The sequence below is a fragment of the Lysinibacillus sp. BPa_S21 genome (assembly GCF_023337795.1).
Taxonomy (GTDB): Bacteria; Bacillota; Bacilli; order Bacillales_A; family Planococcaceae; genus Lysinibacillus.
This window is the reverse complement of record NZ_JALIRS010000002.1, coordinates 287049-302076: the sequence shown is the minus strand read 5'-3', so window position 1 is coordinate 302076 and position 15028 is coordinate 287049. Positions and strand designations below refer to the sequence as shown.

Annotated in this window: 17 protein-coding genes; 11 read left to right on the top strand and 6 right to left on the bottom strand. The window is 37.3% G+C overall.

The features are described from left to right. Position 1: 1 nt before the first annotated feature. A complete protein-coding gene (gene fdhF / locus MOK21_RS04685; RefSeq protein WP_249072807.1) occupies positions 2 to 2935 on the bottom strand; it encodes a formate dehydrogenase subunit alpha in 2934 nt (977 codons plus the stop codon). 593 nt (positions 2936 to 3528) lie between these two features. Here fdhF and MOK21_RS04680 point away from each other — a divergent pair. The 3 genes from MOK21_RS04680 to moaA are packed head-to-tail and all read left to right on the top strand — an operon-like array spanning position 3529 to position 5721. Next, the gene (locus tag MOK21_RS04680) at positions 3529 to 3876 is read left to right on the top strand and encodes a Na-translocating system protein MpsC family protein (protein ID WP_049667590.1); all 348 of its coding nucleotides are present in this window, start codon (positions 3529 to 3531) and stop codon (positions 3874 to 3876) included. 14 nt (positions 3877 to 3890) lie between these two features. After that, positions 3891 to 4703: a formate dehydrogenase accessory sulfurtransferase FdhD gene (gene fdhD / locus MOK21_RS04675; RefSeq protein WP_249072806.1), complete on the top strand. Its 813-nt coding sequence runs from the start codon at positions 3891 to 3893 to the stop codon at positions 4701 to 4703. Position 4704: 1 nt separating this feature from the next. Further along, positions 4705 to 5721 carry a GTP 3',8-cyclase MoaA gene (gene moaA, locus MOK21_RS04670; RefSeq protein ID WP_249073033.1) on the top strand — a complete coding sequence of 339 codons (1017 nt, stop codon included), beginning with the start codon at positions 4705 to 4707 and terminating at the stop codon, positions 5719 to 5721. A gap of 77 nt (positions 5722 to 5798) precedes the next feature. Here moaA and moaC read toward each other — a convergent pair whose 3' ends face one another. The 3 genes from moaC to MOK21_RS04655 are packed head-to-tail and all read right to left on the bottom strand — an operon-like array spanning position 5799 to position 7358. Further along, on the bottom strand, positions 5799 to 6281 hold the full coding sequence (gene moaC, locus MOK21_RS04665; RefSeq protein ID WP_249072805.1) for a cyclic pyranopterin monophosphate synthase MoaC: 483 nt from the start codon (positions 6279 to 6281) through the stop codon (positions 5799 to 5801). Next, on the bottom strand, positions 6274 to 6867 hold the full coding sequence (mobA, locus tag MOK21_RS04660) for a molybdenum cofactor guanylyltransferase (RefSeq protein ID WP_249072804.1): 594 nt from the start codon (positions 6865 to 6867) through the stop codon (positions 6274 to 6276). Before mobA ends, moaC begins: the two co-directional genes overlap by 8 nt. Beyond that, on the bottom strand, positions 6864 to 7358 hold the full coding sequence (locus MOK21_RS04655; RefSeq protein WP_249072803.1) for a MogA/MoaB family molybdenum cofactor biosynthesis protein: 495 nt from the start codon (positions 7356 to 7358) through the stop codon (positions 6864 to 6866). The genes mobA and MOK21_RS04655 overlap by 4 nt, the downstream gene beginning before the upstream one ends. 110 nt (positions 7359 to 7468) lie before the next feature. Between MOK21_RS04655 and MOK21_RS04650 the strand changes: the two genes are divergently transcribed. From MOK21_RS04650 to moaD, 5 genes are read left to right on the top strand one after another with little or no spacing between them, the layout of a single operon-like run. Then, a complete protein-coding gene (locus tag MOK21_RS04650) occupies positions 7469 to 8485 on the top strand; it encodes a thiazole biosynthesis adenylyltransferase ThiF (protein ID WP_249072802.1) in 1017 nt (338 codons plus the stop codon). 15 nt (positions 8486 to 8500) lie between these two features. Next, entirely contained in the window at positions 8501 to 9793 is a 1293-nt protein-coding gene (locus MOK21_RS04645; protein WP_249072801.1) for a molybdopterin molybdotransferase MoeA, read from the top strand. Beyond that, complete coding sequence (mobB, locus tag MOK21_RS04640) at positions 9760 to 10278, top strand: molybdopterin-guanine dinucleotide biosynthesis protein B (protein ID WP_249072800.1); 519 nt, start codon at positions 9760 to 9762, stop codon at positions 10276 to 10278. The genes MOK21_RS04645 and mobB overlap by 34 nt, the downstream gene beginning before the upstream one ends. Further along, entirely contained in the window at positions 10275 to 10733 is a 459-nt protein-coding gene (locus tag MOK21_RS04635; RefSeq protein ID WP_249072799.1) for a molybdenum cofactor biosynthesis protein MoaE, read from the top strand. The genes mobB and MOK21_RS04635 overlap by 4 nt, the downstream gene beginning before the upstream one ends. A gap of 14 nt (positions 10734 to 10747) precedes the next feature. Continuing rightward, a complete protein-coding gene (gene moaD, locus MOK21_RS04630; protein ID WP_249072798.1) occupies positions 10748 to 10981 on the top strand; it encodes a molybdopterin converting factor subunit 1 in 234 nt (77 codons plus the stop codon). 84 nt (positions 10982 to 11065) lie between these two features. Here moaD and modB read toward each other — a convergent pair whose 3' ends face one another. Together modB and modA are read right to left on the bottom strand one after the other, a co-directional pair. Next, complete coding sequence (modB, locus tag MOK21_RS04625; RefSeq protein WP_249072797.1) at positions 11066 to 11722, bottom strand: molybdate ABC transporter permease subunit; 657 nt, start codon at positions 11720 to 11722, stop codon at positions 11066 to 11068. Further along, positions 11723 to 12511 (bottom strand): molybdate ABC transporter substrate-binding protein, encoded by a 789-nt coding sequence (gene modA / locus MOK21_RS04620; RefSeq protein ID WP_249072796.1) that lies wholly within the window; start codon positions 12509 to 12511, stop codon positions 11723 to 11725. 458 nt (positions 12512 to 12969) lie between these two features. Here modA and MOK21_RS04615 point away from each other — a divergent pair, with 458 nt between their 5' ends. From MOK21_RS04615 to MOK21_RS04605, 3 genes are all read left to right on the top strand, one after another. Continuing rightward, positions 12970 to 13893 (top strand): helix-turn-helix transcriptional regulator, encoded by a 924-nt coding sequence (locus MOK21_RS04615; protein WP_249072795.1) that lies wholly within the window; start codon positions 12970 to 12972, stop codon positions 13891 to 13893. 343 nt (positions 13894 to 14236) lie between these two features. Next, positions 14237 to 14437, top strand: a complete 201-nt coding sequence (locus MOK21_RS04610; RefSeq protein ID WP_248716720.1) for a cold-shock protein — start codon at positions 14237 to 14239, stop codon at positions 14435 to 14437. Positions 14438 to 14612: 175 nt separating this feature from the next. Further along, positions 14613 to 14951, top strand: a complete 339-nt coding sequence (locus MOK21_RS04605; protein ID WP_249072794.1) for a hypothetical protein — start codon at positions 14613 to 14615, stop codon at positions 14949 to 14951. Positions 14952 to 15028: the final 77 nt, after the last annotated feature.

The window sequence follows — 15028 nt, the reverse complement described above, 5'->3', positions numbered from 1 at the left end:
ATCACTCCCTTTCGTTAGTTGTTAAGTGAACGTAACCAGGACGATTCCATTTACGTTGTACCTCAACACCATTTTGTGGATGACGTTTTTTATAACGTGGGTTTGTTCTAGGAAGTGGCGATTTTCCTTTTTGTTTCAATACTTCTACACGTACTTTTGTTTGTTTGTACGCTGGTGTCGATGTATTGATGTCTCCAGCTGGCCCCGTTAAGAAATTAATCGCTGAATCTTTGCTAACAGAGTTCATAGGTAAGAATAGTTCATTTCCTTGTACGCGATCTGTCACTAGGGCATTTAATTTTAATGCGCCTTGTGGAGACACTAAGCGAAGAAGAGCTCCATCTTCAATGCCACGCTCTTTTGCTAGTTCTGGTGATACTTCAACAAAAATTTCAGGTACTTTTGATTGAATCCCTTTTGATTTATTTGTCATATTACCTTCATGGAAGTGTTCAAGCATACGACCATTGTTAATATGGCAATCATATTGCGCTTCATATTCAACCGGTCTGATCCAATCATTTAAAGCAAAACGAGCTTTTTTGTCAGGGAAGTTAAAGCCATCCTCATATAGTAAAGGTGTGTCTTTACCATCATGGCTACCCCAACAGAAGCTACCCCAATTTTCTAATACATCATAGTTCGCTTGCGAGAAGAATGGAGCAAGACTAGCCATTTCAGCAAAGATTTCACTTGGGTGACTGTAATTCCAGTCAGCACCTAGGCGACGTGCTACTAATTGAAGGATTTCCCAATCGGCTTTTGATTCACCAAGTGTTGGTAGTACTTGATATAGTCGTTGCACACGACGCTCTGTATTCGTGAACGTACCTTCTTTTTCAAGAGAAGGTGCTGCTGGTAAAATAACATCCGCATATTGTGCTGTACGTGAAAGGAAGCAATCTTGGACAACAAAGAAGTCTAATTGTGAAAGTACTTTATCTACATGGTTAGCATCGCAATCTACAAGTGCCATATCTTCCCCAACTAAATACATGGCTTTCATTTTACCTTCCATGATCGCATCTAACATTGCCATATTCGTACGACCTGGTTCAGGTTTGATTTTCACACCATATGCTTCTTCAAACTTCTTACGTGCTTCGTCGTCTATTACTTTTTGATTACCTGGTAATAGATTTGGTAGTGTACCCATATCACAAGCACCTTGAACATTGTTGTGACCACGAAGAGGGTAGGCACCTGCACCTGGACGACGATAGTTACCAGTAGCTAGAAGTAGGTTAGAAATTGCAGCTGATGTATATGAGCCACCTGTATTTTGTGTAACGCCCATACCCCAAAGTACACATGTACCGTCAGCATCACGAATCATTTCAGCAACATTTATCAATGTTTCTTTTGAAATGCCCGTTTCTTTTTCTGCATATTCTAGTGTGTATGTTTCAAGTACATCTTTAAAATCGTCAAAGAAGTGCACGTTCTCTTTAATGAAGGCTTCATCATGCCAACCTTGATCGATCATGTATTTTGTAACGGCCATTAACCATACTTGGTCTGTACCTTGCTTTGGACGCATGAAGATATCAGAGCGCTCAGCCATTTCATGTTTACGAACGTCGGCAACAATTAATTTTTGACCGTGTAATTTATGGGCACGTTTTACACGAGTAGCTAAAACAGGGTGACCTTCTGCAGGGTTTGCCCCAACAATAATAACAAGGCCAGCTTTTGCGATATCTTTGATCGTTCCAGCGTCGCCACCTATACCAACTGTGCGTAGTAGGCCATCTGTAGCTGGAGATTGGCAATAGCGTGAACAGTTATCGACATCGTTTGTTTCGAATAATTGACGTGCCATTTTTTGAATTAAGTAGTTTTCTTCGTTTGTAATTTTTGAAGAAGAAATAAAGCCGACAGAACCAGAACCAAATTCTTTTTGAATGCCACCTAGTTTAGAAGCGATTAAGTCAAGCGCTTCATCCCATGAAGATTCAACAAATGCATCATTTTTTCGAATTAATGGTTTTGTAATTCGTTCTTCAGAGTTGATGAAGTCCCAGCCGAATTTTCCTTTTACACAAGTAGAAATAGCATTTACAGGACCATCAGAAGGTTGCACTTTTAAAATTTTGCGGTCTTTTGTCCAAACTTCGAATGAACAACCTACCCCACAGAAAGTACAAACTGTTTTTGTTTTTTTCGTACGTTTACTACGCATAGCAGCTTCGACTTCAGAAACAGCAAAGATACCGCTATAACCAGGCTCAACTTCTTTAATTAAACTAATCATCGGATCTAATGTTTCTTGTTTAAGCCCCGTCATAAAACCAGCTTCGCCAAGCATTGATTTTTCCATTAGGGCATTACATGGACAAACGGTAACACATTGACCACAGCCTACACATGAAGAATCGTTAATGGCAACGCCTTCATCCCAAACTACTTTTGGTCTTTCCGCTTCCCAATCAAGAGATAATGTTTCATTAACTTGTAAGTTTTGACAAACCTCTACACATTGACCACATGCGATACATTGGTTCGGATCATATCGATAAAACGGGTGCGACATGTCTACTTCGTGTGGTTCGACTTTTGGTTGATAAGGATATTTTTGATGTTCGATTTCCATTAATTCTGCTGTGTTGTGTAATGTACAATTTCCGTTGTTATTATCACAAACTGTACAGTACAGCAAATGATTTTCTAGTAAACGATCCATCGCTTCTGTTTGTGCAGCTTTCGCTTTATCAGAAGTAAGTTGGATATCCATGCCGTTTACTGCCTTTGTTGAACAAGAGCGAACTAATTGTCCATTCACTTCGACGATACATGTATCACAAGTTTCGATAGGATCAACAGATGGTACATGACAAATTTGTGGATGGGCGATGCCATTTTGATTAATGGTATCAAGTATTGTAGCTCCCTCTGCTACATCGTACGGTTGGCCATTAATTTTAATTGTAGTCAAAGTATTTTCCTCCTTTTGCTCTTTGAGACTTATTTGACAACAGGTTAATACTTAGGATCAATCGGGAATAGCGTTACGAGTTTTTATTTTGATTGTCTTGTTATCATGTCATTTCCCGATTTGTCCGTTGTCTACACCAACATAGATGTAGAAACATTAAGTATTAGTTGTCGGTGTTGATATTGCGCAAAAATAAAAAAATCCACCATGAAAAGGCATGTACTAACATGCTATTTATTCATGGTGGATAAAATTCTTAACAGGCCTTGCTAAAAATTCAATCAACTTTTATTTTTTATCCAATATAACTATAGAATTTAAATATTAAAACCACCATGCCTATAGTTCAAACTCTTTGTATGAAACCATGACATAGGAATCAAAATACTTTTATTCCATATGTAATACCAATTATTATAGCCTTTTCAGCCAAAATGGACAATAATTATAATAAAAATTATTGAATGAGAATAATTATCATTGGATATTTTCTCTTTAATTTTTATTTAAGTTGCTATATTATTAACAAACTGTAAGGGTGACCCCCATAAACATAGGATAAAAAGATTAATTACGTTGGGAGAATCGTTAAAATGTCAAAAAAAGTGCATGAGTTCAACGACATTATTCGAAAACTACGCAAAGATATATTTGGAAAAGGACCAGAGCGTATTCATACTGTTTTCGTAGAGAACATGGCTGTCTCAACTTTATATGGTAATATCACACCAACAGAAAAATTTATTGCGAGTACGCCTGAAGGGTTAAAAATGGTTCATGCTGCACGTACAAGAATGATTCAAGATTTGTATACTAAATCACCACCAGAGGGCATGGAAGAACTGATGGGCACTAAGTTACTCCATTTATTTTCAGATATTAAAATTGAAGAGGATTTTGCTATTTCTGTCTTTGTTTTTGAAGATAATATTAGTGAATAAAGGGGATGCCGTAAATGGAACGTGCAGTAGCAAGAGAAATAATACGTGTTGAAGGTAATCAAATCAAAGAAATAGAAGATACCGTTGTCACAGAATACGCGGTCACAGTGAAGATTAATGAGCAAGAATTTGTGACGATGGTTTGCACACCGGAGTATGTAGAAGATATGGTTATTGGCTATTTGGCCTCTGAACGAATTATTCGCGATTACGAAGATATTGAAACCATTTGGCACCAAGAAAAGGAAGGGTTTGTGCATGTTAAAACAAAACGTGTGAATCCTTACTTTCAACAAATTCAAAATAAACGTTACATTACTTCTTGTTGTGGCATGAGCCGCCAAGGGTTTGTGTTTGCTAATGATGCATTAGTAGCTAAAAAAATGGAAGGCATTCATGTGCAAATTACAACAGATGATTGTTTTCGTTTAATGCGCGATATGCAAGATTTGGCTGAAACATTCAAGCAGACCGGTGGTGTTCATAATGCCGCGCTTTGTGATGCGAATGGTGTTATATTAAGCCGAATGGATATTGGGCGTCATAATGCCTTAGATAAAATTTATGGTTATTGCCTCAAAAACAACATTAGCATTCAGGACAAAATTATCGTATTTAGCGGAAGGATTTCATCTGAAATTTTACTTAAAGTTTCGAAGATTGGCTGTGAAATTGTGCTGTCCAAATCGGCTCCAACAGAATTAGCATTGCAATTGGCAGAGCAACTCGGTATTACGACGGTAGGCTTTATTCGCCAAAATACACTTAATATTTATACACACAAAGAACGTATTCATTTACCTACTAAAATGAAAGGAAGAGATTAACATTACTAATCTACAAGACCAACTACACAGACCATTAAGAGATTTAAGGATATCAGTAACAGACCGTTGTAATTTTCGTTGTCAATATTGCATGCCTGCAGAATTATTTGGTCCAGATTATGCTTTTTTACCGTCCGATAAAATATTGAGTTTTGAAGAGATCGAACGATTAGTAAAAATTTTCGTTTCATTAGGTGTGAAAAAAGTACGTATTACGGGTGGTGAGCCTTTACTACGTCGTGATTTGCCGAGGTTAATTGAACGTATACATCGCATAGATGGAGTAGAAGATATTGCCTTAACGACCAATGGCACATTGTTGAAAAAATATGCCGATGAACTGGCGAGATCAGGTTTATCACGAGTAGCTGTTAGCTTAGATTCCCTAAATGAGGAACGTTTTTTTGAGATGAATGGCCATCGAGGAAAAGTGAAAACGGTATTAGAAGGTATAGAAAAAGCGGCAGAAGCGGGTTTACAAGTGAAGATCAATATGGTCGTTCAAAAAGGAAAAAATGAGCAAGATATCACGTCGATGGCAGCGTATTTTAAAGAGAAACAGCATATTCTTCGCTTTATTGAATATATGGATGTCGGGAATTCGAATGGTTGGCAGCTAGATGAAGTTGTGTCAAAGAAAGAAATCATTGACCAGGTCCACCAATTTTCCCCGTTGTATCCTGTTGACCCTAATTATAAAGGGGAAGTGGCTACACGTTATCAATATGAGGATGCTCAAGGCGAAATTGGCGTGATCTCATCTGTCACAGATTCGTTCTGCTCCACTTGTTCGCGTGCCCGTATTTCGGCAGAAGGAACATTATATACGTGTTTATTTGCAACCGAGGGAACGAATCTGAGAGATTTGTTAAGGGCTGGAGAAGATGATGAAACCATCACTCAACACATTTCGAAAGTTTGGGAAAATCGAAAAGATCGTTATTCCGATGAACGAAATGAACAGACAATGGAAAAAAGGAAAAACTCAAAAATTGAAATGTCACATATCGGTGGTTAGACGAAAAAGAGTGGTATTCGTTAATGTTGTTAGTAAAAGACAGAAAAAATCGGCAAAAATTGCCGAATTTTTTCTGTTTATTTATGCATAAAGTTACCGCTTTTTCCGCCTGTTTTTTGAACTAGGTATGTTTCTTTAATCACCATAGACTTGTCGACAGCTTTACACATGTCATAAAAAGTTAGTGCAGCAATGGATACAGCAGTTAATGCTTCCATTTCGACACCTGTTTTACCACTACATTTCACTGTAGCTTGAATGTGTAGCTCGTAACCAACCTCTGCTTTTGTATAATCAAATTGAAGATCTGTTCCTTGTAACATAATCGGATGGCACATTGGGATAATATCAGCAGTTTTTTTAGCACCAATTATCCCAGCAATTTGTGCCACTTGCGTTGGGTCGCCTTTTTTTATGCCTCCCTGTTGGATAGCTTGATAGACTTCATCGGATAACGCGATTGTACTTCGAGCGATCGCTGTACGGTTTGTGATTGTTTTTTCTGAAATGTCGACCATTTTGGGACGACCTTCTTCATTCCAGTGTGTAAAATTACTCATTATTAGTAGACTTCCTTTCAAATGTTTGTAGCCAATCTTGTTGGGAATTGATATTGATAAATGTTGAGCTGTCTTCTTCAAATGGGACATAACATACTTGAAGTTGCTCTAACAAGACTTTCATACTTCGCTTGTTTTGTTGCACTAATTCATGTGCTTTTGGTAAAGCACTGCGTCGATATAAAGCAGCAAGAGGTTGCAATCTTGAAGCTTGTGTAGGAACAATAGCCTCATATCGATCATCGATAAATGAGAGCATCGTTTGGACAAATTCTGCATTAATAAAAGGCATATCACTTGCTATAACGAAAAACCATTCTACTTCCGGGAAATTTGTCATGATATTATGCAAGGCAAACAGAGGTCCTTGATGAGGCTGTTGTTCAATGATCCATTGAACATTTTCTTCTACAAACTTTGGTTGCAAGCTAGCATTCGTAGCAATAATTAAAGGCTGCAGTTGATTTTTTTGTAAGGCTATGAGACTGTGCTTATATAAAGGCAGACCAGCAAATAACTCAAACATTTTTGGTTGACCATACCGAGAAGATTGACCACCAGCTAAGACAACACCAGCCGTTTTCATAGGCGGTTCAACTCACCGACAAAATGTTGCACAGTAGGAACAATTAGTTTTGTCATCGCAAGAGTCACGGCATTTGTGGAACCTGGCAGAACATAGATAGCCGTTTTAGCACGACTACCTGCTGTTGCACGACTAAACATAGCTTTTGGGCCGATTTCTTCATAGCTAAGTGTTCGAAATAATTCACCAAATCCCATCATTTCTTTTTCGAAAAGAGGGAGAATCGTATCGTACGTTTGGTCTCTCGGTGTAAATCCAGTTCCTCCTGTTACGATAATGGCATTAATAGTATGATCATCGCACCATTTTTTTACATGGTTTGAGATTTCAAGCGGTTCATCTTTTGACATTTGGTAGTCTGCTATTTCAAATGAAGCTTCTTGAAGTAAGGATTGAATACGCTGACCACCACGATCATTCGCCTTCGTGCGTGTGTCACTCACTGTTAAAATGGCAGCTCTTATAGGAAGTTGACTATGTGTAGGATGCAAGATATAAAAGACCTCCTTTTATAGAGTTGATGAAAAAACATTGCTTTTATTATAAAGCTATAAATTAAAAGGTCAAACTAAATTTCATAGAAAGAAAGGCGAAAGCGGTTATGCATAATAGATATTCTAGACAACAATTATTCAGCCCAATCGGAGAAAACGGGCAGCAACTACTAAAACAAAAGCATGTCTTGATGATAGGAGTTGGTGCTTTAGGCAGTGCGAGCGCAGAGGCTCTTGTAAGGGCAGGCGTCGGAAAGTTGACGATTATTGATCGTGATTATGTAGAATGGAGTAATTTACAAAGACAACAACTATATACCGAACAAGATGCATTAGAAAAAATCCCTAAAGTAATCGCTGCAAAAAAGCGACTACAAAGCATCAACTCTGAGGTAGAAATCAATGAATATATTCTAGATGCGTGTACAGAGCAAATAATTCCATTGCTTGTAGATGTAGATATAATGGTGGATGCAACGGATAACTTTGATATTCGCTTTATGATGAACGATCTTGCACAAAAATATCAAATTCCTTGGGTTTACGGTTCTTGTATAGGCAGTTATGGTGCTACTTATACAATTGTGCCACGTAAAACACCTTGTTTACATTGTTTGCTAGCAGTGATGCCCAATACAGGGATGACATGCGATACAGTAGGAATTATAAATCCAACTGTTCAAATCGTAGCAGCTTACCAAGTAGCTGAAGTATTAAAGTTTTTAGTAGGTGATGAAGAAGCATTACGTAAAACTTATTTAACTTTTGATGTTTGGCAAAATCAACACTATGAAATAAACGTAGAAAAAATTCGCAAATCTGATTGCCCATCTTGTGGGGAAAATCCAACCTATCCATATTTGTCATATGAAAACCAAACAAAATTAAATGTATTATGTGGTCGCGATGCTATTCAAATACGTCCACCTAAACCGATTCATTATCATTTGGATCAGCTCGCCGTACAACTTCGTCCCTATGGTGATATTCAACAAAATCCCTATTTACTATCTTGCCAAGCCGAAGATTATCGACTAGTGATATTCCAAGATGGACGAGTTGTTATTCACGGTATACAAGATATACAAAAAGCGAAAACCATTTATTATCGTTTGTTAGGCTAAAGGAGTGTAACGTAAATGTTAGAAAAAAGAAAACCAATTGCTGTTGGGGAAGCTGTTCAACGTGTCATGGAGTTTGCATTCCAAGAAAAAATTGAGGTCGTTCCACTACAGCAAGCACATGGCCGTTTTTTAGCAGAAGATGTGGCTGCAGATCAAGATGTACCAGCTTTTGATCGATCACCTTATGATGGTTATGCAATTCGCTCGGTCGATAGTCAAGAGGCTAGTTCAGAAAATCCAGTAACCTTTAAAGTAGTGGGGGAAATTGGCGCGGGCTATGTATTTGAGGGAAAAGTAGGGGATCGAGAAGCGGTGCGCATTATGACAGGAGCGCCTATCCCAAACGGATGTGATGCAGTCGTTATGTTAGAACTAACGCACACATTTGAAGAAGACCATCAACGGTATATGTCGATTAAACGCTCTTATGAAGCAGGAACCAATATTTCCTATAAGGGAGAGGATGTTCAAAAGGGCGCCATTCTTATTGAAAAAGGACAGTACATCAATCCTGGTGTTGTCGCATTGCTTGCTACTTTTGGTTATGGTCAAGTCCCTGTTTTTCGAAAACCAATCGTAGGTGTTATTGCAACAGGTAGTGAATTATTGGAACCAAGTGATTCTTTGCAACCAGGGAAAATTCGTAACAGTAATGCATATATGATGATGGCTCAAATTGAACGTGCTGGTGCAACCGTTAAATATTTTGGTAAGTTTAGTGATGATCTAAAATTATGTATTGAAGCTGTTGAAAACGCTCTTCAGGAAGTAGATATATTGATTACAACAGGTGGAGTATCAGTAGGTGATTACGATTATTTACCTGCCATCTATGAAGCTATTGACGCGCAAGTACTTTTCAATAAAGTAGCGATGAGACCAGGTAGTGTAACAACTGTGGCGGCTCGAAACGGTCAATTATTATTTGGCCTTTCAGGTAATCCTTCAGCTTGTTATGTTGGTTTTGAACTATTTACACGGCCTATTATTCGCGCAGCCTTTGGTAATAAGCAACCTCATCTACGTAGGGAGCAGGCTATTTTAGGTGCGGACTTTAAAAAGCCGAATCCATTTACCCGTTTTGTGCGTGCGAGTTCTTCGTTCGAAAACGGTCAATTAGTTGCAGTTCCCTCTGGTTTTGATAAATCTAGTGCGGTATCTTCCTTAGCAGAAGCCAATTCTTTTATTGTATTACCAGGAGGATCACGCGGATACGAAAAAGGGATGCAAGTAGTTGTCTTATTGTTAGAAGATTTACAGGGAAGTGAGTGGCCATGGGACAGCATCGAAAAATCTTACAAATCGTAGGCTATCAAAATAGTGGTAAAACAACGTTAATGGAGCAACTCATTATACAAGCTACTACAGAAGGTTTTCGTGTAGGTACAATTAAGCATCATGGACATGGCGGAATTCCGATGGTAGAAAGTTCAAAAGACAGCGTTCGTCATGAGAAGGCTGGCGCGAGTGTAACAGCAGTTGAGGGAGAGGGTACTTTGCGGATGAGTATTCACCAAAATGACTGGCAACTTGCTGATATTCTAGCTATTTATGAAACATTAAGTATGGATATTATTTTCATTGAAGGCTATAAAAATGAAGATTATCCGAAGGTTGTTCTTTTGCGACAGGAGGAAGATGAATCTTTGCTACAAAAAGTAAGCAATATCGTCTGTGTTCTTTATTGGCCGACCTATCCACTAAAAAAACCGTTAAAATATCCGACGTTTTCAATTCAAGAAGAAACACAATATATGGAAGTTCTTATGCAAGAAATGAGGAGAAAATTATGACTACATCGTTGTTTGAAATCGTTGATAAACCAATAGATGTTGAAAAAGTAAGACAAAAAGTAACTGATCGAAATGCTGGTGCCATCACTGTTTTCATCGGGACAGTACGTGAAATGACGAAAGGAAAGAAAACACTTCATTTGGAATATCAAGCTTATCCATCTATGGCTGTTAAAATGTTTGAACAAATATCTAAAGAAATACAAGAGAAATGGTCAGAAGCGAAAGTAGCCATTACACATCGTGTTGGTCATTTAGACATTTCGGATATTGCCGTTGTCATTGCGGTTTCATCACCACACCGAAAAATAGCCTATGAAGCAAATGAATATGCGATTGACCGTATTAAACAAATTGTACCGATTTGGAAAAAAGAGTATTGGGAAGATGGGACCGAATGGATTGGTGATCAATTAGAAAATGTCCCTTATCCAAAAGGAAATCCATCAATTTAGGGAGGAGGAATCTTGTGATTAATATATTATTGTTTGCTCACTTACAAGAAATCATCGGTGAGTCAAAATTATGTGTAGACCAGTCAGACCGAACAATTGGACAAATTAAAGAATGGATGGAAATTCAATATCCACAAGTTAATTTACAACATGTTATGACAGCAGTGAATGAGGAATTTGCAACAGATACAACGGTTGTAAAACAAGGGGATACAATCGCGTTTATTCCACCTATTAGTGGAGGGTAAAAAGAAAAGATGTAGTTGGTACAGTTTAATTTGAACCGACTACATCTTTTATTATATTTATCCTAGTTAGTAGGGAAGAGTACTTTATGCTTTCGTGTGATGAACGCACAACAGCATAAGAAAGGAAATACCTATCATACAAATCACCCATGACCAAGCGAGTGACATGTTACCCGAACCAATCGCCATGTAAATAGCAAGTGGGGTAGTTTGCGTTTTACCTGGGAGGTTTCCAGCAAACATTAAGGTTGCACCAAATTCACCTAAAGCTCGTGTGAAACTTAAAATTCCACCAGAGACAATAGATTTTAATGCAAGAGGGATAGAAATAAAGAAGAAGACTTGCCATTCGTTAGCACCATCAACACGTGCAGCGTTTTCGATGTCCTTATCAACAGATTCGAAGCCAGTCTTTGCTGATTGATACATTAAAGGAAATGCAACAACCGTAGAAGCAATGACCGCCGCCCACCATGTGAACATAACTGGTTGGTTAAAAAGCCATGTTATCAAGTTACCTAGCACACTGTTTTTGCCAAAAATAATAATTAGAAGAAATCCTACTACAGTAGGGGGTAATACTAATGGTAAAAGTAACACTGTTTCTAGAAATATTTTTCCTTTGAAATTGCGTTTTGCCATCCATTTAGCAAAGACAATACCTGCTACTATCACAATTATTCCTGACACAAGTGCTATCTCGATAGAAAGCTTAAGCGGTGACCAGAAATCCGTACTCATCTATTGTTGGGTTCCTTGAAAGCCGTATTTCTTAAATACTTTCATCGCTTGATCACTTTGTAAATAGCGATAAAAATCGCCCGCTTCTTTTATATGCTTACTATCTTTGATAACACCTACAGGATAAATAATAGGTGTATGAGTATCTTCATTGGCTGTAGCAACGATATCGACTTTTTCTGATACAAGGGCATCGGTTTTATAAACCAAACCTGCATCAACATTTTCAGTTTCCGTATAAGTAAGAACTTGTCGTACGTCTTTTGTATACACTACTTTTGATTCTATATTTCCCCAAAGTTTCATGTTTTTCAATGTTTCTATACCGTATTTGCCAGCAGGAACTGTTTCAGGTGTACCAACGGCAATGGTATCAATTTTCGTTAAGTCTTCAAATGATTGAATATGTTTTTCATTTTTCTTAGGAACGATTAATACTAATTCGTTCGCTAAAAGGTCTGTTCCTTGTTTTTTGTCGATTAAATCTTCTCGAACTAATTCATCAAATTTGTCTTCTGCTGCTGAAAAGAAAAGATCCACAGGAGCACCTTTTAAAATTTGTTGCTGTAAAGCACCAGAGCCACCAAAGTTAAATGTGATTTTAATATGATCGTGTTCATTTTCATAGGCTTTTTGAAGCTCTTCTAATGAATCTTGCAAACTAGCTGCTGCGGAAATTGTTAATTCAACGGGTTTGTTTGTATTGTTGTTGCTTCCTTGGCTACCACAACTCGCTAAAATGCCGATCAGTAGTAACAATGAAGCTATTAAACTATAATACTTTTTCACTTTGATTATACTCCCTTTTATAACTCGTTATAACAAGACATAACTAATTATAATTAGTTATGTCTAAAAAAGGAATACCAAATCACTAGAAACTTTCAAGATGTAAAAAATATGGTTCATCACCTAAAGTTGTAGAGGAATTTTGTTAAACGTATACTATGTAAATAAGTTGATTGAAGTGGAGGCTGGGCGACTCCTTGGGGATTAGCGATAGGGGAACGAAGGCTAAGAACATCACATCCTGTGATAACGCCTTCGTGACCAACATCGGTGCTGCTGCCGCTCCGTTAGCACGACGCTTTCGCGCAAAAAACATCTGTTGGCCCAAGCGGCTCAACGGACGCCCCAGGAAAGCGCCCAGTCGGAACGGAGATCAACCACACGTTTTGTTGATGGTCCAAAAATATTATAATTAAGTTACTATAGTATCAATAGAAGCAGAAGGGGAGATTTTTTACATGTCACATGAACATTCCTATACGATTGAAGAGGTGGCTCAACTATTAAAGGTTTCAAAATTAACGATCTACGATTTAGTGAAAAAGGGAGACTTACCTATTTTTCGTGTAGGCCGACAAATGCGTGTCGATAGAACTGATTTACAATTATATATACAAAAGAGCAAGACAGGAGTTACTCCTGCTTCATCTACTGCCATGACTACTCCTTCGACAAAAACTAAAAAAGTTATTATAAGCGGACAAGATTTAGCCTTAGACTTATTAGGAAAATATATAGAGAAAAAACAATCAAATAAAGTATTGCGCTCTCATGAAGGTAGCTTTAATGGTGTTATGGCGCTGTATAATGGGGAATGTGATATTGCAAGTTTACATTTGTACGATGGTGATACAGGGGATTATAATACACCTTATTTAAAAAAGATTTTTGTCAGTCACTCTTATATTCTGCTCAATCTAGTTTCTCGCCGAGCAGGCTTTTATGTTCAAAAAGGAAATCCATTGCAAATTCAATCAATGGAGGATTTTAAGACTAAATCATTAAAATTGATGAACCGTGAAAAAGGTTCGGGTGCCCGTACTTTTCTAGATGAACAATTACGTATGCATCACATATCTCCATCCTCAATAGAAGGGTATAACGAAGAGGAAATGAGTCATATTGATGTAGCCTCTGCTGTCGCAAATGGCCATGCAGACATAGGAATAGGTATTGAAAAAATATCAAAACTCATAGAGGTTGACTTTATACCACTTATTAGAGAACGCTATGATATTGTCCTATTAAAAACACCTGAAAACCATCTGCTGATTGAATCGGTAAAAGAAATTTTAAATTCACCAGAATTCCAATCAGAAATAGACGCACTAGGAGATTATGATGTCACTAAAATGGGGCAAGTTATCTATGAGACACTTTAACTTCTTTCAGCAGAAGTCTTTTGTACAGAGAGCGCATGGTTTTAGTTTGTTCAACTAACGAGTTACATTGATCTAAAAAGGCTTACATATACTTAGTTAATGAACTTATTTTAGTAACGAAATAGGTAAGTGAGAGACTAATATTAAGAAAGTCTGTATTTACACTAGACAAATACGATTTTTTCTTATATAGTAAAGATAATAAAATCGTTTTCAAGAGAACAATAAATTCACATATTACAAAGAGTAATCGTGTTTTGTTTGATGCTTTTTGTAATATGTGAATTTTTTCTTTTGAAGAAAAATGATTTTACGTAAATTTAATTAATGGAGGTCATGCAAAATGGCACAAGGTACAGTAAAATGGTTTAACTCAGAAAAAGGTTTTGGATTCATCGAAGTAGAAGGTGGAAATGACGTATTCGCTCACTTCTCAGCTATCCAAGGTGAAGGTTTCAAAACACTTGAAGAAGGTCAAAAAGTAGAATTCTCAGTAGAAGAAGGCCAACGTGGACCTCAAGCTACAAACATCGTAAAACTTTAATTTTAATGATGTAACCATAAAAAGGCATCCTTTCATTAGGATGCCTTTTTCTTATGCAAAAAATGAAGTGTTGTAATGAAAAAATGATTGGTTAATAAGCTAAAATTTGGAACCTAATACAATTTCAATCGTATACAGAGTAAGAAGCATAAACTTTGAAGAAGGGGGGATTTATATGAGCGGGAAAAATTTGATAATTATGATAGTGGCATTTATTGTAGAAGTTTTAATTACGTATTTTATTGCTTCATTTTTCTCCGTAAGATTTATCGAGGTAATGTTTTTCACGGGTATAGTTTTTGCTGGGGGTACTTTTTACTTTTCAAGTAGTGGGGGAGCTATGTCTAGATTATTTGCATCTCAAGCTAGTGGGCAAACAGGCATAATTATGAAAAGAGAACAGTTCACTTATCAAATAGGTCCGATATTTATTACTTCACTAATATTCTTTTTAATTGGGTTAGTATTCTTCCTCCTACTTATTTGGGGAGTAATTCCACCTGATCAAGCTTAAATAATGAGAGATCAACAATTTTTGTTTACCCCAAACACCTTTATAAAATTGCTGTAGACAAAGTTAATATATAACTT